Raw genomic sequence first — 17,150 nt, 5'->3', positions numbered from 1 at the left:
AGCAAGGAGTAGCCGAAGCGGGGGAGAGTCATTGTTCAGGAGCCTACGATTACTTCAGGATGAACCGGGTGGGTCTCTGCATCAGGGACCAAACCGCGGTGGCGGGGGGCGCGGCCTTGCGGGCGCCTCTGCTGTGCCGGTGCTGCCACCGGCTGCGGTCCCCGCAGATGCGGCGGAACCATCTCCCCGCCGCTCAATGGAGGAAGGAGCTGGAACTGGCTGCGCGCTCTGCATGGTGGGCGCCGGTTGCGCCAGACCGCCATACTTGCTGACATCTGCCCGTTGCATGGTCAGCGTTTGAGATTGCTCACCACGGATGAAGGTGACCTGACGGTCGCCAAAACTTTTGAGGGTCCAGCCCTCCACGCTCTGGTTCTGCTGCACGCGGCGCTGTTTGCCGTTGACCAGCAAGATGGCATAGCCCACCCCTTCGCCCCGCACGATGCCGGTCACACGGGCAGTGCTGAGGTAGTCTGGCGGCGGCGGGGGCTGCTCGGGCGGTGGAGGCGGCGGCGGCCGCCGCGTGGCAGAAAACAGCGGGCGCTCCAGCATAGCGAGGAAGCGGCTGGACTCCATCTGTTTGTCGGGCATGAGCGCTGGCGCAAGACTGGCGATGTCTGCCTTCAAAGGCGCAGGCTCGTTCCAGCGGATGTTGCGGGGAGTTCCATCGGGCTTGACCCACATTAGCGCCAGCCCGCACAGGAGCGCGAGGTTGATGAAAGCCAGCACTCCTACGGCACGTATTTTCATGTGCGGTCTTTCAGCACGCTGAGCGAGAACTGCGTCGTCAGCCGCACAGGGGTCTGCTTGGCAGAACTCGGCACGTTGAGGCCACCAATGAGCTGGACTACCACACCGTCAATGATGATGACCGGCTTCTGGCTGCCAAGCACGGTCAACACGCTCTGCAGGGCCAGCAACTCGCCTTCCGCCTGCACCTTGAGGGAAATACGGTCGTAGCCTTTTTCATCCTTGGGCTGGAGCACCTGGCTGCTGCTGATCTGCATGCCGGCGGCAGCGAAGATTTCGCGGACGTGCTGCTGGGCAGCATTGCCCGCCTGGCTGACATCCATGGTGGCAGGGTACACATACTCGGTCTGCGCCTGCTGGACGCGCTTGCGAACGTCCTCGATCTCTGACTTCTGCAAGTCCAGGCCGGTCAGGCGTGCATAGCGCGGCTCCAGCTGGGCCACAAGGTCACGGGCCCACTGGTGCTTTTGGTACACATAGATCCCTCCGGCGATCAAAGGCACCAAAGCCAACAGGATGGACGCCAAGACCAACACGACATCTTTGGGAAAACGGATAGGCTTCATCGACGCACTCCTGCGCCAGAGGCTGTCGATACAGCGGGTGCCACTGAGGTCGCCGAGGTCGCTGCTGTGGGTGCCACCGCTGCCGATCCAGTCACTTGAGTCGCACCCGCCACAGCAGTCTGCGGACCAGCAGTGCCGAACACCTTGGGATCGACGACGAACTCGATACTGAAGCTTTCCTTGTTGGAGTTGTTCAGACGGGTCGCTGCAGCTGGCGCCTTCACTTCTCGAATGCCAGGGTGCTGGCCCAGCTTCTGCATCAATTCGGCAGCATCGGTGGCCTGACCACTCAGCGAAACCTTGGTGCCGACCAGCTGCAAAGCCTGCACAGCTGCGTCGTCCGGCAGGATTTGCGTCAGGGTGTCGATCACACGCAGTGGCTCGATGCGTTCGCCCAGTATTTCTGACAGTGCGTTCAGCTTGTTGGAAGCTAGTACCACCTGTTCGCGGTCGCGAACGACGGGCGCAGTGCGCCGCACGACGTCTTCGTAGGCTGCAGCGGCCTGCAACGCACGCACCCGGAGCTGGAGTGTCGGCGTCACGGCCATGGCAGTGAGCACAGCCACGATGCACAGCAGCAATGCGTACCCCAGGTTGCGCTGGCGGGCAATCAGGCGTTGGCGCCGCTCGACGCCTGCACCTGGCAAGGCCGCGTATTTCTGCGCACCGACAGCCACCCACACCTCGGCCGGCGACGCGCCGACGACCGCAGGCATCCGCTGGCGAAGCTCCTGCACATATTGGTCGACCTGCAGGCGAGACGCCAACACCAGCGTGTAGGTGCTTGGCACTGGGGTTGCGTCGCTGACCCAGATCAGATCTTCAGGGGGGAATGGACTGAAGGTGCGCGCTTGCAGCGCCAGGGCGTTGCCCGTGTCTGCACGGCTCATTCCCACCGGTAGGCGAATGGTCCTGGAGAGCACCAGGTCCGAGGGCAGTTCCAAAGCGACAAACGCGCCGCGGGCCTTCGCGTCCCTGGGCGACGCTGGCTTGCGGGCCGGGCGGTGGCCTTGCCAATGGGATTGGCTGCCGTCAGGATGAATCAGCAGGACGGGCAGCGAAGGCGTGAGCCATGCGAAAAGCGGCCAGCTCTGGGCGTGCGCCCAGGCCTTGCGGGTGTCTTGCACAAGACCGCTCAGATCAACGCCCAGAAAGCGGGCCTCAGACGAAAAGGCAGGCATGTGAGGGTTTTGTGTTCAATTCTCGGAGGCCGCAGCCTGGATACTGGTGGAGACGCGGTACGTGGACCATGGCGTGCCATCGGCTGCCGCAGTCATGAGGTCCACGCTACGAGACACGTGAACAACCTTGCCGGAATCTATCGGCACCAATGCCGTGACCCGGACGCGTGTCGAGGATGAATTGTCCGTCAGGCTGGGATCCAGGCCTGAGGTGTCGATACCCACGTCCCCTGCAAGCCGCTTGGCATGGATCGCCTCGGCCACGCGCTGATCGCCATTGGCAAGCACCACAAGCACAGGCAAAGGGGCCGCGTTGGCATTCACTCTGCTGGAACCACGCCCCTCCAGCGTCACAAGGGGCGCCAGTCTAGCATAGAGGTCATAGCTGACCCCGGACACCTGGAGCAGGTCTTCTTCTGCCTCGAAACGCATCAATCCGCCCTGGCTGTCGCGCGCCTGGCGCTTGTCGACAATGGCTTGCGCCAAGGCCTGTGCGCCGTCAGGAGGCAATCCTCCGGCCACCGCGAACAAACGCGACAGCAATGGCGCCTCCGCCCGATTGAGGTCAATCAAACCGTTGAGCGGGGTGACCTGGACCGCCAGCTCCTGCCCCTCGAAAGCTAACTTTGCCTGCATCCAGCGGTCTGGCGCCCGGTCAGCGGCTCTCAGCTTTTGCAATGCCAACTGCACCACAGCATCGCCAGTCGCCTGCGCGGTCACCAACTCGCGCTTGGCGGATATGGTCCGGGATTCCTGGCGAATGCTGGTCGACAAACTTCCGACCATGATGCTGAGCGCCGCCACCAGCCAAAGCACGGCAATGAGCGCCATCCCGCGTGTCCGTGTTGTGCTTCGCATCGACACGGCGCAACGCCCGATCTGGACTCTCACCCCACAGCATCCGAAACTTGTAGTCGACTCGCTCACCGAACGTCTCCCCCAAAAACTGCTCCACGGGAGCGGGGGTCGCTGGCCGGAAGGGGCCGCATGCTCACGACAAGATCCGGCAGCGCGCCTCTATCGGTTTGCAGCACGATCCGCACACGCTGCGGCACCTGGTCCGTCAGCGTCCAACTGGATGACCAAACGGGCGGCTCAGGACGTGCGTCCTGGTACAGGATCTGCAATTGCGTCACACCGTTGAGCAGCACATGGCTGGTCGCCTGAGACCAATCTGGTTCCACCGCCGCACCAGCCCAAGGCAGGTACTGCAGCACCAGAGCAGGGCTTCCCTGATCGGTCACTTCCTGACGCAACCGCATGAGACTGCGTCCGCTCGCGGCGTAACCGGCGGGCATGACGCCGAGCCACATCAGTTCCGCCTCCTGCCCTTCGAAATAATATCGGTTGGTTCCCTCTTTGTAGGGATAGCCTCGCCTCTGCAACGATATGCGGCCCACCGTCGTTTGCAGAAACCCCGACACGATGCGCAGATCATCGGAACGGGTCAGCGCGAGATCCACCCGCTCGCTGGTCTGCGAGGTGGTTTGCAGCGCCGAGGCCATTGCCAGAATCAGAAGCGACATCAGCGCCATGACCACCAATAGCTCCAGCAGCGTGAAACCGGCGGTCTTGCGCTGCACACGCGCGCTGGCGGTACAGGCTTTCGGTAGAGAACTGCGAAGCAACTGCATCACGGCCGTATCCCCACGGGTGGGATGCGCTCCGGCCTGAGCGTGCTCAACGCCAAATTGCGGACATTCTCGCTTCCCTGTCCCCAGCTGATGGCGATGGACACCTGGTAGAGCACCGGCACCCTGGGGCCCTGTGCGTCTGTACTGTAGGGCTGCGATTGCACCCGCCAGTGGTATCCGCCACTGTCGCCCTCGTCGTTCCAGCCGCCCGCGGGCACGGAATCCCGCAGCTCAAGGAGCGACTGGGCCAGCACGACGGCCCCCTGGTACCGCTGCACATGGTCGACCGCCCTGGCATTGCCACCCAGTGCGCGATAGAACAGGCCCAACGCCATGGCCATGATGGAAAACGCCACCAACAGCTCCAGCAGCGTGAAGCCGGAAACCGCGCGCGCAGTGGCGGTCAGTCGTGGCCGGTGTGTGTTGCGAGCGGATCGGCTCATGGAATCAGCGCCTCTTGCGTCACCCGCCCCGACAACCAGTCCACGCGCAAGCGCACACCGTCTCCTGCGCCGCGGAGTATCTGGACACTACCGCCAGACGACCCACCGGAGGGCAAAAACCGGATGCTCAGTTTTCCAGTCGATTGCTCATCACCCTCCAATGCCGCGGCCACCGCTTTCATTTGCAAGGCGTCCGGCAACAGGAGCGACGGGTCTGGACCCAGACCGTAACGACGCTGCGCCACATCGACGGTGAATTGAACGTCGCGTCCTGACGCCACGGCCTGCTCGCGGGCCAATCGCAATTGGCCGACAACGGTACGGACAACATCGCGGTACTGGGCACCCTCACGCATGCGGTCCATCGCGACAGGCACGAGCCCCACGACGAGCGCAATGATCGCAAAGACAACCAGCAACTCGATCAAAGTGAAGCCGCTCACGCGGCGGGGTGCGCCTGTCACTGTGCTGATTGCCTTCCATAGAGCGCTCCGTTCAGCCGCTGCGCGGCCCTTCGTGAGCGCTCTACGTACTATTTGGTGTTGCGCACGTCCGCAGCTTCGCCGTCGCCGCCCGCAGCGTTGTCGGAGCCCAACGACAGTATTTCAATACCCGCCGCAGAGGTGGAGTACTTGTAGGCGTTACCCCAGGGGTCTGAGGGCAATCCGCCCTTCAAGTAAGGCCCGTTCCAGCCATTGGCAGACCCGGGCTTGGTCACCAGGGCGTTCAGGCCTTCTTCAGTGGAGGGGTAACGCCCGACGTCCAGCTTGAACAGTTCAAGCGACTTGTCCAGGTCGGCAATCTGAACCGCTGCCGTCTTTGACTTCGCGCCACCCAGCGAATTGAGTACCTTGGGGCCTACAAGGCCCGCCAGCATGGTGAGAATTGCCAGCACCACCAGCAGTTCAATCAGCGTGAACCCTTTGTTTTTGGTGTTCTTGCGCATGTTGCCCAACAGACGTTGACGCAAGTCTGCTCGAGCAGTTTGGTAGACCATCAACTTAACCTCCAAAGCAAAAAAATTATACGGCCAAGTCATTGACCGACAGGATCCCCAACAGGATGGAGACGATGATGGCCGCTATCAGCACACCCAGAACCAGGATGAGCACTGGCTCTACCAAGGTGAGCAGTCGTTTGATACCGGTTTCGACCTCCCGGTTCAATATGTTGGAAAGCTCCAGCATCATGGGACCGATGCGACCAGTCTCTTCCCCCACGCGAATCAGATTGATCGCCAGAGGCTCGAAAATGCCAGTCGCAGAGATGGCCTGCACGACCTTTCCGCCTTCCTTGACGATGGGCGCCACTTTCACAAGGGCTTGCTGCAAAACGGCGTTTCCCACCGTTTCCGTCGCAATGTGCAGCGCTGTGAGCATCGGAACCCCGTTTCCGAGCAGAGTTCCCAATGAGCGGGAGAAGAGTGTGAGTTGGTATTTCAGCGTCAACCGACCGATGAGGGGCAGCCTGAGAAGGCGCGCCTGCCACCAATGGCGTCCGCCCGGTGAACGGAACCATTTCTGGAGCACGGCCCCGAGCCCGAATCCCGCGACCGCAATCACAAGACCATATTTCTTGAACGCATGCCCCAGCGCCATGACCCATTGGGTGGGCAAAGGCAATGCGTCGCCCATGTCCGTGAACAGTTTCTCGAACTGCGGGACGACGAAGCCCAGCATGACGATGAGCGAAAGCGCCGCCACCGCCAGCAAAATCGCCGGGTAAATGGTTGCCGACACCACACTTTCGCGCAGTGCACGCTGGCGCTCCAGGTGCTCCACCAAACGCTCCAGCACTGCAGACATTTGTCCGCTCGCTTCTCCAGACCGGATCATGTTGATGTAGAAATCACCAAACAACTCCCGGTGTGCGGCCAGCGCACGGCTCAGCGGAGTTCCGCCCTTGACGGCATCGAGCACACCTTGAAGCAAGGCGGCCACGCTGGGCTTGTAGCTCATGTCGATGAGCACACGCAACGCGTTGTCCAGGGCCAATCCGGCCCTGAGCATGATCGACAGCTCGGAGGTCAGGGCCTGCACATCCGCCAACTTGACAGGCCCCTTGCCCGCGCGCTTGCTGGAAGCCGGCATGATGGATGATGCCGAGCCGCCGGCGCTGGCAGCCTGCGGTGCTGCACCACCGGCTCCTTCATGAATGCTCAGCGGCGTGAGGCCCTGCTCACGCAATTGCTTCAATGCAGCCGCCTCGCTGATGGCACTCAACTGCCCTTCAGCGATCTTCCCTGTGCCGGACGCTGCGCGCCATACGAAATCAGGCATCGGTCTGATCCTGCGTTACACGCGCCAATTCATCCAGAGTGGTCACGCCGGCAGCAACTTTGCGCAATCCGTCCTCGTAGAGATTCAGCATGCCCCGCTGCGCCGCCAACGCATTCAAGGCATTGGCGTCCAATCCATCAATGATCGCCCTGCGCATGGGCTCATCAAGGGTGAGCAGCTCATGGATGCCGGTACGCCCGCGGTAGCCTGTGTTGCGGCATTGGTCACAGCCGCGAGCCTTGTAGATCAGTTTTCCCGGCTCGGCGAATCGCATCAATCCAGTGCGCTCCCGCACGTCCGGGCCCGGCTCGTAAGCCTCTTTGCAGCTGCCGCACAGCGTGCGCACAAGCCGCTGAGCCAGCACCCCATTGACCGCAGACGTGATCAGGTAACTTTCCACCCCCATGTCCTGCATGCGGATCACAGCCCCAGCCGCCGTGTTGGTGTGAAGCGTGGAGAGCACCAAGTGCCCGGTCAAGGCAGATTGCACTGCAATTTGAGCCGTTTCACCGTCCCGCATTTCCCCAATCATGATGATGTCCGGATCCTGCCGAAGAATGGAGCGCAGCGCGTTCGCAAACGTCAGGTTGATCTGGGGGTGGACCTGGATCTGGTTGATACCCTCGAGTTGATACTCCACCGGATCTTCCACCGTGATGATCTTGTTGGAATCTGCATCGATCTTGGACAGCGCGGCGTACAGCGTGGTGGTTTTTCCGGAGCCCGTGGGGCCGGTGACCAGCAAGATGCCGTGGGGCTTGTTCAACAGGTGGTTGAACCGCTCCAGGGTGTCTTTTTCAAAACCCATCTTCTCCAGATTCAAGCGAACACTTGCGCGGTCCAGCACTCGCATCACGACGCTTTCGCCATGCACCGTGGGGACTGTGGAGACCCGCAGATCGAGTTCGCGCCCCTTGACACGCGTTTTGATACGGCCATCCTGGGGAAGCCGCCGCTCAGCAATATCCAAGTGCGCCAACAGCTTGACCCGTGAATTGACCGCCGCGCTGAGGCGCGGGGGTACCACTTCGCCAGCATGAATGACGCCGTCCACGCGGTAGCGCACATGCAGGCCATCGTCGAAAGGCTCCAGGTGAATGTCGGAAGCCCGCAAATCCGTCACTCGCCCGATGATGGTGTTGACCAGCCGGATGACTGGCGCTTCGCTGGCCAGATCCTTCAGATGCTCAACAAAATCTCCACCGTCAGAACCATCGCCAAATCCGTCGCCTTCATCGCCCTCGTCTCCCTCGGGCTCCTCCACCGGCTCCGCCAGAGCCCTCTCGATATCGGACTCCAGCGCCAGATGCGGATGGATGGAGTAGCCGGTGGCCAAACGAAGGGCCTTGACGACGAAAGCGTCCTGCGGGACAGCCATGGCCATGTGAAGCTGGCCGTCCTCCAGACGCAAAGGGTAGACGACGTTGGCCTGAAGAAATTCTGGCAGCAGCCCCTTGACTTCGGGCATGAGATCCGGGAATCCGACCGCCGACACCAGCGGAATGCCGAGCTGGACCGACAACGCGCCTGCGACGTCCGCGTCCGAGACAATGCCAAGCCGCACCAGCACGCGTCCGAGCATCCCACCCATTTCCTGCTGCGCAGACAGCGCACGCTCCAGGTCGCGGGCGCTCAGTTTCCCAGCCTGCACCAGCAGATCGCCAATGCGCGTGCGCGCAGCAGCGGCCGGAATGAGGGCCTCGGCTACGGAGGAATGTGTATTGGTAGTCATGAATGCTCAGATAGCACTATGGACAGCAGGTACGTGGCTCTGCTGACGACAGCACCGAAGGCTTGAACGGAATCGCTGAGTGTAGCCGGGGGCTTCGCCCGGCCGCCGCGTGTCGCTGTCGTTCTCTGCAGCTTCAAGCCCCGGTTCGACCGTTTCCCATGCCGACTGCAGACATCTCTGCACGACTCGATGGCCCAACATCCGCGTTCAATCCAAGGTACTTTACAGTCGCGGGTCTGAAGAATCCAAGTCCTCACCGAACAATGAAAACGCCAGCTCAAGGCAAAGCCCCCACCATCGCCGCCCTCCTCGCCGCAGCCGCAGTCCTGCTGGCCGGTTGGGGGGGCACAGCGTTATGGAAAACCCATGCGCCTGCCGAACAGCCCCGGGTGGGCGCCATGCTGCTGGCACCCATGATCGCGGTGGCCGACCCCTGCATCATGCAGCCCTCGCAACCGGCCACCACCGGAGATGCGCGCGTCGACGCACTGGCGCAGTCGTGCACAGGCCCGAACGGGTCCGCAGCCCCACTGGTGGAGTCCACCTTGTCCGCCTTGCAGGCTGGCGGCCCCACTGCGCCATCTCAGGCTGTCGGCTACACGCTCGCCGCGCCACTTCTTCAACTGTTTCGACCAGAAGGCGATGGTTGGGTCATAGACACCGAGCGGGTTCAGCGCATCGCCCGGACCATACGGGATACGAGCCGACCGGTCATCCTGTACCTCTTTGCCACACACTTTGCCGCCGACGCGCCGCTGGAAGCCGCCCTGGCATCCGACCCGAAAAATCTGGCACACACGCGTGACGGCCCCATGGCCCAAAGCCGCTACTACGACTCCGCCATCAACAACTGGTCGATTGCCAGTACCGACACGGAACTCACGGCGCGCCGGGTGCAGGCGACCGAGGCCTTGCTGTCCGAAGTCTGCCGTCTCCCGGCAGCCGACCTCGCCAAGATACGCGGGGTGACGCTGCTCGGGGAACTGCACCACCTGTTTCCAGATTTCGAAGCAGGCATGGGCTTTGACCGCCCTTACCGCGTGACCGACTACAGCCCGCAGTCGACCGCGGGATTTCAGCAGTATCTCCAGCAGGAATTCACCAGCATTGCGCAACTGAATCGGGTGCTGGGCTCCGCCTACGGATCTTTTCAAGAAGTGCAGCCCCCTGCGCGCGACATCCGCACCGAGCCACTGCGGCGCTACACCGAGCACATCGATTCCTTCGCGCAGGGCACCCTGCCCGTCTCTGGCTGGGTGTTCCCGTCCGTGCAGAAAATACCCACACGCACACCCTGGGTGCACGTGTACGCCAACGGAGTGTTCGTGGGCAAAACCCCTGTCGACCAGGGGCGGCAAGATGTGCTCGCGGCCAAGCCGGAGTTCGGGTATGCGAACACGGGCTGGCGCATGGACTTGGATTTCCGCCGCCTGCCGGCCGGCTTGCACCGCATCGATGTGCTGCTGGAAGACGCACCAGGCCAGATGGCACTGCTGGGTACACGGCACATCGCGATCATGGACCAGCGCCAGAACACGCCTGTCCTGCGTGCCCAGGCTGAGCTTCCGAAGCATTCACCGGCCCCGAGCTCGGTGCAGTTCCACATCGACCAGCCCCTGGAGCAGGCGTCCTACTACTACAACCCGCTGGTCCCGCTGTGGCATGCATTTCGCGGCAAGCAGGTGGCTGACTATTTGCGATTTTTTGACAATGTGGTGAGCCGATCGTGCCTGAAAGCCACGCCCCACTACACCCACCAGATCATTCCGTTCACCAACCCGAGTTGGGACGCGAACAAGTTCGCCATTCAAGCGTCACTTCAACAGAAGAACACCCCGGGCATCAGGCTGGGAGTCAGCTTGTACGGGCATGCCTCCTACGGACCCGGTTTTCCCAAGTGGTACGCCTCCACCGGCCACCACAGCTATGGCGTGACGGAATTCCACCCGCTCAAGCCCATGAGCACAGGCGAACTGCGCGAGACACTGCGGCAACATGAGCGGCAGGGCGCAGACTTTCTCTCGTTCTTTATCGAGCCGTATTGGGAAGGGCAGGTGGTCGCACGCGGACACAATCTGTTCTCCTTCGATCCAGACAACCGAAAGTTCGGTGCCGACAAACTCTATGAAGCAGTGCAACAGCACCTGGCCTCGCCCCGATAGCGGGAACGCTGGCGAACTGGGTTGACCCTAGCCGGAGGCCTGCGGCCGGTGCGGCCAGCCTCAGGGGAACAGTTCTGCCGCTTGCAGCGGCAGACCCGCTGCATCCTTGGCCGACAACAGGGGGGCGCTGTCCCCACCGTGCCAATCGATCGCCAAGGTCGGATCGTTCCACGCAATGCACCGCTCATGGGCAGGCGCGTAGTAATCCGTGGTCTTGTACAAGAATTCGGCAGTGTCGCTCAGCACCAGGAAGCCGTGTGCAAAACCAGGGGGCACCCACAGTTGGCGATGGTTGTCCTCGCTCAACTCTTCGCCCACCCAGCGCCCGAACGTCGGAGAACTGCGGCGGATGTCCACCGCCACATCGAAAACAGCGCCGCGGACGACGCGAACCAGTTTTCCCTGCGGCTGCTGGATCTGGTAGTGCAGGCCGCGCAGCACGCCCTTGGCACTGCGGCTGTGGTTGTCCTGCACAAACTGGTGGTCCGTACCGGTCGCCTCATTGAAGGCACGCTGGTTGAAGCTTTCATGAAAGAAGCCCCGAGCGTCCCCAAACACTTTGGGTTCGATGAGAAAGACGTCCGGAATGGCGAGTGGTGTGACTTGCATAGGCGTATCAGTAGATCTTTTCTTTCAGCACGCGCAGCAGGTATTGCCCGTAGCCGCTTTTGATGAGGGGTTGCGCCAACCGCTCCAGTTGCACGCTGTCTATCCATTGATAGCGCCAGGCGATCTCTTCAGGACACGCAATCTTCAACCCCTGCCGGTGCTCCAGCGTCGCAATGAACTGCCCCGCCTCCAGCAGGCTCTCGTGCGTGCCGGTATCCAGCCACGCGTAGCCGCGGCCCATGATCTCCACGTTGAGCTGGCCCTTGTCCAGGTACAGGCGGTTCAGGTCGGTGATTTCGTACTCGCCCCGCGCTGACGGCTTCAGGCTCTTGGCCAGTTCCACCACGCTGCTGTCGTAGAAGTACAGGCCGGTGACGGCATAGCTCGACTTGGGCTGCGCGGGCTTTTCTTCCAGAGAAAGGACTTTGCCCTGTGCGTCGAACTCTGCCACGCCGTAGCGCTCGGGGTCGTGCACGTGGTAGGCGAACACGCTGGCGCCTTCGGTGCGCTGCATCGCGTTTCCGAGCAGCTCGTGAAAGTCGTGGCCGTAGAAGATGTTGTCGCCCAGCACCAGCGCGCTGGGCGCGCCGTCCAGGAACTTTTCGCCGATGACGAAAGCCTGGGCCAGGCCGTCCGGGCTCTCCTGCACCGCATATTCCAGGCGGATGCCCCACTGGCTGCCGTCGCCCAGCAGTTGCTCGAACCGCGGGGTGTCCTGCGGGGTGCTGATGATGAGGATGTCGCGGATGCCCGCGAGCATCAGCGTGCTCAGCGGGTAATAGATCATGGGCTTGTCGTACACCGGCAGCAGTTGCTTGCTGATGGCCAGGGTGGCCGGATGCAGGCGGGTGCCGGAGCCCCCGGCGAGGATGATGCCTTTGCGTTGCGTCATGGTCAGGTGCCGTTCACAGAGTTTCAGCCAGCATGCGCGCCACGCCCGCTTGCCAATGCGGCATCTGCAGGCCGAAGGTGGCTTGCAGCTTGCCGGTATTCAGGCGCGAGTTGTGCGGGCGCACCGCAGGGGTGGGGAATGCGCTCGTAGGCACTGGCGCGACCTCTTTTGCTTTGATTTCAATAGCAGGTTGCGCAATCTGCGCCTGCGCCAGCACGTATTTGGCGTACGCATTCCAGGTCGTCTCACCCGCGGCCACGCAGTGGTACAGGCCGGCGTCCTGCGGGCGTTGCTGCAGGTGGCGGATGGCGTGGGCCGTCACGTCGGCCAGCAGGTCGGCGCCGGTGGGCGCGCCCCACTGGTCATCGATCACCGTGAGGCGCTCGCGCTCCTGCGCCAGGCGCAGCATGGTCTTGGCGAAGTTGCCGCCGCGGGCGGCGTAGACCCAGCTGGTGCGCAGGATGAGGTGCTGGGCACCCGCCTCTGCAATGAGTCGTTCGCCTTCGAGCTTGGTGCGGCCGTACACGCTCAAGGGCGCGGGCGCGTCGGTCTCCACCCAGGGGCGGCTGCCGCTGCCGTCGAACACGTAGTCGGTGCTGTAGTGCACCAGCCAGGCGCCGAGCCTTGCGGCCTCCTGCGCGATGGCGCCGGGGGTGGTGGCGTTGAGCGTGCGTGCAAAGTCGGCCTCGCTCTCGGCCTTGTCCACGGCGGTGTGGGCCGCGGCATTGACGATGACGTCGGGGCGCAGGGTGCGCACTGTCTCCACCACGCCAGCGGTGTTCGAGAAATCGCCGCAGTGCTCGGTGCTGTCGAAGTCCAGCGCCGTGACAGCGCCCAGCACCGACAGGCTGCGCTGCAGCTCCCAGCCGACCTGGCCGCTTTTGCCAAAGAGCAGGATGTTCATGCGCTGGCGTCCGCCACGGCCGCGGGCTCCTGCGCCGCGTACTGGGTCTGCACCCAGTCCCGGTAGGAGCCGGTCTGCACGCTGGCCACCCAATCGGCATGGTCCAGGTACCACTGCACCGTTTTGCGGATGCCGGTGTCGAAGGTCTCGGCGGGCTTCCAGCCCAGATCGCGCTCGATCTTGCGCGCGTCGATGGCGTAGCGGCGGTCGTGGCCGGGGCGGTCCTTCACGTAGGTGATCTGGGTGCGGTAGCTCTGGCGGTCGGCGCGGGGGCGCAGCTCGTCGAGCAGACTACAGACCATGTTCACGATCTCGATGTTGGGCTTCTCGTTCCAGCCGCCCACGTTGTAGGTCTCGCCGGGGGCACCGGCCTCCAGCACGCGGCGGATCGCGCTGCAGTGGTCCTTCACGTACAGCCAGTCGCGCACCTGCATGCCGTCGCCGTAGACCGGCAGGTTCTTGCCGGCCAAGGCGTTGACGATCATCAGCGGGATGAGCTTTTCGGGGAAGTGGTACGGCCCGTAGTTGTTGCTGCAGTTGGTGGTGAGCACCGGCAGGCCGTAGGTGTGGTGCCAGGCGCGCACCAGGTGGTCGCTGGCGGCCTTGCTGGCGCTGTAGGGGCTGTTGGGCTCAAAGCCGCGCGTCTCGGCAAACGCCGGGTCGGTGGGCGCGAGCGATCCATACACCTCGTCGGTGGAGACGTGCAGGAAGCGGAAGGCCGCGCGCTCGCTCTCGGGCAGTGCGCCCCAGTAGGCCCGCACGGCTTCGAGCAGGCGGAACGATCCCACGATGTTGGTCTGGATGAAATCCTCGGGCCCGTGGATGGACCGGTCCACATGCGACTCGGCCGCGAAGTTGACCACGGCGCGGGGCTTGTGCTCGGCCAGCAGGCCGGCCACCAGGGCGGTGTCGCCGATGTCGCCCTGCACGAAGATGTGGCGCGCATCGCCCTGGACACCGTCCAGGTTGTGCACATTGCCCGCGTACGTGAGCTTGTCGAGGTTGACCACGGGCTCGCTGGAGGCAGCGAGCCAGTCAAGAACGAAGTTGGCGCCGATGAAGCCTGCGCCGCCGGTAACCAGAATCATGGGTAAGCCGTCTGAGAATGCCTTGCGGCAAAGCTGGCGATTATCCCACCCGCGTTTCCGGCTGGACGTAACAAGCCCAACGGGCACAGGCCGGCACCAGGACTCAGAAATGGATGCCGCGCATCATCTGCTGCAGTGCCACCGCCTCGGCCGACAGCTGCGGCTTGGCGGCCTTGTCGCCCTTGTCCCCCTTGGCCGCGGCGGTGGAGTCCGGGAACATGCGAAAGCTCGTGTTCATCGTGATCTGCGCCACGCGCGGCACCAGGGCATGCAGGATCTGCCCGGTGATGCCCAGGCGGGTGGCGATGCGCACCGGCTTGAAGATGCAGGCCTGGGCGATCATGTCGGCCGCCTCCTCGGGGCTCAGCGTCGGCACGTTGTTGTAGATCTTGGTGGGCGCGATCATGGGCGTGCGCACCAGCGGCATGTTGATGGTGGTGAAGGTGATGCCCTGGTCGGCGAACTCGCTCGATGCACAGCGCGTCCAGGCATCGAGCGCCGCCTTGCTGGCCACATAGGCCGAGAAGCGCGGCGCATTGGTCAGCACGCCGATGGAGCTGATGTTCACCACATGGCCCTTGCGCCGGGCCACCATGCCGGGCAGGAAGCCCATGGTCACGCGCAGGCAGCCGAAGTAGTTGAGCTGCATGGTGCGCTCGTAGTCATGAAAGCGGTCGTAGCTCGACTCGATGGCGCGGCGGATGGAGCGGCCCGCGTTGTTGATGAGAAAGTCCACGCCGCCGTGCTTGTCGATCAAGAGCTGCACGAAGCGGTCGCAGTCGGCCATGTCGGCGATGTCGGCCGCATAGGCGATGAACTCGTAGCCCTTGGCCCGCGCCTCGGCGCAGGCCTCGTCGAGCTTGTCCTGGTCGCGCCCGCAGATCACCGTGGTGGCGCCCGCCTCGGCAAACTTGTGCGCGGCAGCCAGGCCGATGCCCGAAGAGCCCCCGGTCACCAGCACCACCTTGCCGCCCACCGTGCCCTTGAGCGAGCGGTCGATGAAAAGCTCCGGGTCCAGGTTGCGCTCCCAGTAATCCCACAGGCGCCAGGCGTAGTCCTTGAGGTTGGGGCAGGTCACGCCCGAGCCCTTGAGCGCCGCGAGTGTCTCGCGGCAATCGAAGCGCGTGGGGTAGTTCACAAACGTCAGCATGTCCTCGGGCAGGCCCAGGTCCTTCAGCACGGCGTTGCGCACGCGGCGCACCGGGGCCAGCGCCATCAGGCCCTTCTTCACGCTCTTGGGGATGAAGCCCAGCAGCGCCGCGTTGATGAACAGGTTCATGCGCGGTGCGTGCGCGGCGCGGCTGAAGATGTCCAGCACGTCGCCCACGCGGTAGCCCACCGGGTCCACCAAGTGGTAGCACTTCTTGACGATGTCCTTCTGGTGGCTGATCACGTTCAGCGCATTGACCACGAAGTCCACCGGCACGATGTTCACGCGCCCGCCTTCCAGGCCCACGGTGGGCATCCAGGGCGGCAGCAGCTGGCGCAGGCGCTGGATCAGCTTGAAGAAGTAGTAGGGGCCGTCGATCTTGTCCATCTCGCCGGTCGTGCTGTCGCCCACCACCATGGCCGGGCGGTACACCGTCCAGGGCACCTTGCAGTCCTGGCGCACGATCTTCTCGCTCTCGTGCTTGGTCTGGAAGTACGGGTGGTCCAGGCCCTCGGCCTCCTCGAACATGTCTTCGCGGAACACGCCTTCGTACAAACCGGCGGCGGCGATGGACGAGACGTGGTGGAAGTGGCCGGCGTCGATGGCCTTGGCCAGGTCCACCGTGTTGCGCGTGCCTTCGATGTTCACGGCCACCTGGGTCTCTTCGTCGGCGCCCAGGTCGTACACCGCGGCCAGGTGGTAGAAGTGGTCGATCTGGCCCTTGAGCTTTTTGATGTCGTCCGCGACCACGCCCAACTTTTTGGCCGTGAGGTCGCCGAACACCGGCACCGCGCGGGCGGCCGTCGTGCCCCAGAAGCTGCGCAGGTCGGCCACCTTGTCAGCGCTTTCGCGGCGGATCAGGAAATGCACCACCGCTCCCTTGCGCTCCAGCAGCTTCTTGACCAGCCGCTTGCCGATGAACCCTGTTGCCCCCGTCACGAAATACTGCATGGATAACTCCTGTGTGATCGCCCGATTCTTGCGCAGGCCCACCGGGCGCGGATTCAGCACAAACCCGCGCCGAATCGGGGGCAGCCCCGGCGCCGCCAGTAGACGGCACGCTCTACACTTTTAGGAGCCGGTGCCTACACCTTGCGCGCCGCGCCGCGTACAGTCCGGCCATGCGTCAAAGGCAGCGTCGTGCCCTGACAAACCCAACCCATCCCACAACGGAGGCCCCATGGTCAAGAAACTGCAGAAACTCAGCGCTGACAACAAGAAGAGCAACGCCCAGCTGTCGGGCACCGTCAAGGACTCGGCCCAGCAGATCTGGCTGGCCGGCCTGGGCGCCTTTTCCAAGGCCCAGGAAGAAGGCGGCAAGGTGTTCGAAGCCCTGGTCAAGGAAGGCCTGACCATCCAGCGCAAGACCCAGGCCGTGGCCGAAGAAAAGATCTCTGAAGCCACCAGCCGCGTGACCAACATGGCCACCGACATCGGCTCCAAGGCCCAGGGCCAGTGGGACAAGCTGGAGAACATTTTTGAAGACCGCGTGGCCAAGGCCCTGGCCAAGCTGGGCGTGCCCTCTGCCCGCGATATCGAAGCCCTGAACGCCCGCATCGACGCGCTGTCCAAGGGCACGAGCAAGACTGCACCCAAGGCCGCCGCAACGAAGAAGGCAGCTCCCGCCAAGAAGGCCGCCGCCAAGAAAGCGCCCGCCAAGGCCGCTGCAGCACCAGCCAAGAAGGCCGCCGCCAAGCCCCGCGCCGCCGCCAAGAAGGCGGCGACCGCAGCATCCAGCTGATGCTGCGGCACGCCACGGC

The 17,150-nt window shown here is 63.5% G+C and carries 17 protein-coding genes; 2 read left to right on the top strand and 15 right to left on the bottom strand.

Going from position 1 to position 17,150, the window contains the following annotated elements; translation table 11 throughout:
* Positions 1–81: 81 nt before the first annotated feature.
* The 10 genes from ACSQ3N_RS04190 to gspE form a co-directional block, all read right to left on the bottom strand.
* On the bottom strand, positions 82–750 hold the full coding sequence (locus ACSQ3N_RS04190; RefSeq protein WP_156371948.1) for a hypothetical protein: 669 nt from the start codon (positions 748–750) through the stop codon (positions 82–84).
* Positions 747–1,316 (bottom strand): type II secretion system protein GspM, encoded by a 570-nt coding sequence (gspM, locus tag ACSQ3N_RS04185; protein WP_056164069.1) that lies wholly within the window; start codon positions 1,314–1,316, stop codon positions 747–749. The genes ACSQ3N_RS04190 and gspM overlap by 4 nt, the downstream gene beginning before the upstream one ends.
* The gene (locus ACSQ3N_RS04180) at positions 1,313–2,497 is read right to left on the bottom strand and encodes a PilN domain-containing protein (protein ID WP_056164072.1); all 1,185 of its coding nucleotides are present in this window, start codon (positions 2,495–2,497) and stop codon (positions 1,313–1,315) included. The genes gspM and ACSQ3N_RS04180 overlap by 4 nt, the downstream gene beginning before the upstream one ends.
* Positions 2,498–2,512: 15 nt before the next feature.
* Positions 2,513–3,328 (bottom strand): general secretion pathway protein GspK, encoded by an 816-nt coding sequence (locus tag ACSQ3N_RS04175; RefSeq protein ID WP_082516764.1) that lies wholly within the window; start codon positions 3,326–3,328, stop codon positions 2,513–2,515.
* Between the two features lie 92 nt (positions 3,329–3,420).
* A complete protein-coding gene (locus ACSQ3N_RS04170; RefSeq protein ID WP_082516765.1) occupies positions 3,421–4,131 on the bottom strand; it encodes a prepilin-type N-terminal cleavage/methylation domain-containing protein in 711 nt (236 codons plus the stop codon).
* Positions 4,131–4,574, bottom strand: a complete 444-nt coding sequence (locus ACSQ3N_RS04165) for a prepilin-type N-terminal cleavage/methylation domain-containing protein (RefSeq protein ID WP_082516766.1) — start codon at positions 4,572–4,574, stop codon at positions 4,131–4,133. The genes ACSQ3N_RS04170 and ACSQ3N_RS04165 overlap by 1 nt, the downstream gene beginning before the upstream one ends.
* A complete protein-coding gene (locus ACSQ3N_RS04160) occupies positions 4,571–5,017 on the bottom strand; it encodes a GspH/FimT family pseudopilin (RefSeq protein ID WP_235507272.1) in 447 nt (148 codons plus the stop codon). The genes ACSQ3N_RS04165 and ACSQ3N_RS04160 overlap by 4 nt, the downstream gene beginning before the upstream one ends.
* A gap of 89 nt (positions 5,018–5,106) precedes the next feature.
* Complete coding sequence (gene gspG / locus ACSQ3N_RS04155; protein WP_056164169.1) at positions 5,107–5,520, bottom strand: type II secretion system major pseudopilin GspG; 414 nt, start codon at positions 5,518–5,520, stop codon at positions 5,107–5,109.
* A 76-nt stretch (positions 5,521–5,596) separates the two neighbouring features.
* Positions 5,597–6,853, bottom strand: a complete 1,257-nt coding sequence (locus tag ACSQ3N_RS04150) for a type II secretion system F family protein (RefSeq protein WP_056164077.1) — start codon at positions 6,851–6,853, stop codon at positions 5,597–5,599.
* Positions 6,846–8,585 carry a type II secretion system ATPase GspE gene (gene gspE / locus ACSQ3N_RS04145; RefSeq protein WP_436145662.1) on the bottom strand — a complete coding sequence of 580 codons (1,740 nt, stop codon included), beginning with the start codon at positions 8,583–8,585 and terminating at the stop codon, positions 6,846–6,848. The genes ACSQ3N_RS04150 and gspE overlap by 8 nt, the downstream gene beginning before the upstream one ends.
* A 263-nt stretch (positions 8,586–8,848) precedes the next feature.
* Between gspE and ACSQ3N_RS04140 the strand changes: the two genes are divergently transcribed.
* The gene (locus ACSQ3N_RS04140; protein WP_056164083.1) at positions 8,849–10,747 is read left to right on the top strand and encodes a hypothetical protein; all 1,899 of its coding nucleotides are present in this window, start codon (positions 8,849–8,851) and stop codon (positions 10,745–10,747) included.
* A 60-nt stretch (positions 10,748–10,807) separates the two neighbouring features.
* On the opposite strand, the gene rfbC is transcribed toward ACSQ3N_RS04140, so the two are convergent.
* The 5 genes from rfbC to ACSQ3N_RS04115 all read right to left on the bottom strand — a co-directional run bounded on the left by rfbC (position 10,808) and on the right by ACSQ3N_RS04115 (position 16,341).
* Positions 10,808–11,356, bottom strand: a complete 549-nt coding sequence (gene rfbC, locus ACSQ3N_RS04135) for a dTDP-4-dehydrorhamnose 3,5-epimerase (RefSeq protein ID WP_056164086.1) — start codon at positions 11,354–11,356, stop codon at positions 10,808–10,810.
* A gap of 7 nt (positions 11,357–11,363) precedes the next feature.
* Positions 11,364–12,248 (bottom strand): glucose-1-phosphate thymidylyltransferase RfbA, encoded by an 885-nt coding sequence (gene rfbA / locus ACSQ3N_RS04130; protein WP_056164089.1) that lies wholly within the window; start codon positions 12,246–12,248, stop codon positions 11,364–11,366.
* A 13-nt stretch (positions 12,249–12,261) separates the two neighbouring features.
* Positions 12,262–13,152 carry a dTDP-4-dehydrorhamnose reductase gene (gene rfbD, locus ACSQ3N_RS04125; protein ID WP_056164092.1) on the bottom strand — a complete coding sequence of 297 codons (891 nt, stop codon included), beginning with the start codon at positions 13,150–13,152 and terminating at the stop codon, positions 12,262–12,264.
* Entirely contained in the window at positions 13,149–14,240 is a 1,092-nt protein-coding gene (gene rfbB, locus ACSQ3N_RS04120; RefSeq protein WP_436145661.1) for a dTDP-glucose 4,6-dehydratase, read from the bottom strand. Before rfbB ends, rfbD begins: the two co-directional genes overlap by 4 nt.
* 103 nt (positions 14,241–14,343) lie before the next feature.
* Complete coding sequence (locus ACSQ3N_RS04115; protein WP_436145660.1) at positions 14,344–16,341, bottom strand: SDR family oxidoreductase; 1,998 nt, start codon at positions 16,339–16,341, stop codon at positions 14,344–14,346.
* Between the two features lie 229 nt (positions 16,342–16,570).
* Here ACSQ3N_RS04115 and ACSQ3N_RS04110 point away from each other — a divergent pair, with 229 nt between their 5' ends.
* The gene (locus tag ACSQ3N_RS04110) at positions 16,571–17,131 is read left to right on the top strand and encodes a phasin family protein (protein ID WP_436145659.1); all 561 of its coding nucleotides are present in this window, start codon (positions 16,571–16,573) and stop codon (positions 17,129–17,131) included.
* Positions 17,132–17,150 lie beyond the last annotated feature (19 nt).

It is taken from the genome of Acidovorax sp. LjRoot194, from assembly GCF_964253015.1.
Classification (GTDB): domain Bacteria; phylum Pseudomonadota; class Gammaproteobacteria; order Burkholderiales; family Burkholderiaceae_C; genus Acidovorax.
Note: the sequence above shows the minus strand (reverse complement) of the source record. Positions and strands in the feature narration are given on the sequence as shown.

What these genes read in the sequence shown, in the direction of transcription:
- ACSQ3N_RS04180 (WP_056164072.1), bottom strand. Translation starts at nt 2,497, where the DNA reads ATGCCTGCCTTTTCGTCTGAGGCCCGCTTTCTGGGCGTTGATCTGAGC.
- ACSQ3N_RS04150 (WP_056164077.1), bottom strand. Translation starts at nt 6,853, where the DNA reads ATGCCTGATTTCGTATGGCGCGCAGCGTCCGGCACAGGGAAGATCGCT.
- gspE (WP_436145662.1), bottom strand. Translation starts at nt 8,585, where the DNA reads ATGACTACCAATACACATTCCTCCGTAGCCGAGGCCCTCATTCCGGCC.
- ACSQ3N_RS04110 (WP_436145659.1), top strand. Translation starts at nt 16,571, where the DNA reads ATGGTCAAGAAACTGCAGAAACTCAGCGCTGACAACAAGAAGAGCAAC.
- ACSQ3N_RS04115 (WP_436145660.1), bottom strand. Translation starts at nt 16,341, where the DNA reads ATGCAGTATTTCGTGACGGGGGCAACAGGGTTCATCGGCAAGCGGCTG.
- rfbD (WP_056164092.1), bottom strand. Translation starts at nt 13,152, where the DNA reads ATGAACATCCTGCTCTTTGGCAAAAGCGGCCAGGTCGGCTGGGAGCTG.
- rfbB (WP_436145661.1), bottom strand. Translation starts at nt 14,240, where the DNA reads ATGATTCTGGTTACCGGCGGCGCAGGCTTCATCGGCGCCAACTTCGTT.
- ACSQ3N_RS04175 (WP_082516764.1), bottom strand. Translation starts at nt 3,328, where the DNA reads ATGGCGCTCATTGCCGTGCTTTGGCTGGTGGCGGCGCTCAGCATCATG.
- ACSQ3N_RS04190 (WP_156371948.1), bottom strand. Translation starts at nt 750, where the DNA reads ATGAAAATACGTGCCGTAGGAGTGCTGGCTTTCATCAACCTCGCGCTC.
- ACSQ3N_RS04170 (WP_082516765.1), bottom strand. Translation starts at nt 4,131, where the DNA reads ATGCAGTTGCTTCGCAGTTCTCTACCGAAAGCCTGTACCGCCAGCGCG.
- gspG (WP_056164169.1), bottom strand. Translation starts at nt 5,520, where the DNA reads ATGCGCAAGAACACCAAAAACAAAGGGTTCACGCTGATTGAACTGCTG.
- ACSQ3N_RS04165 (WP_082516766.1), bottom strand. Translation starts at nt 4,574, where the DNA reads ATGAGCCGATCCGCTCGCAACACACACCGGCCACGACTGACCGCCACT.
- ACSQ3N_RS04140 (WP_056164083.1), top strand. Translation starts at nt 8,849, where the DNA reads ATGAAAACGCCAGCTCAAGGCAAAGCCCCCACCATCGCCGCCCTCCTC.
- rfbC (WP_056164086.1), bottom strand. Translation starts at nt 11,356, where the DNA reads ATGCAAGTCACACCACTCGCCATTCCGGACGTCTTTCTCATCGAACCC.
- gspM (WP_056164069.1), bottom strand. Translation starts at nt 1,316, where the DNA reads ATGAAGCCTATCCGTTTTCCCAAAGATGTCGTGTTGGTCTTGGCGTCC.
- rfbA (WP_056164089.1), bottom strand. Translation starts at nt 12,248, where the DNA reads ATGACGCAACGCAAAGGCATCATCCTCGCCGGGGGCTCCGGCACCCGC.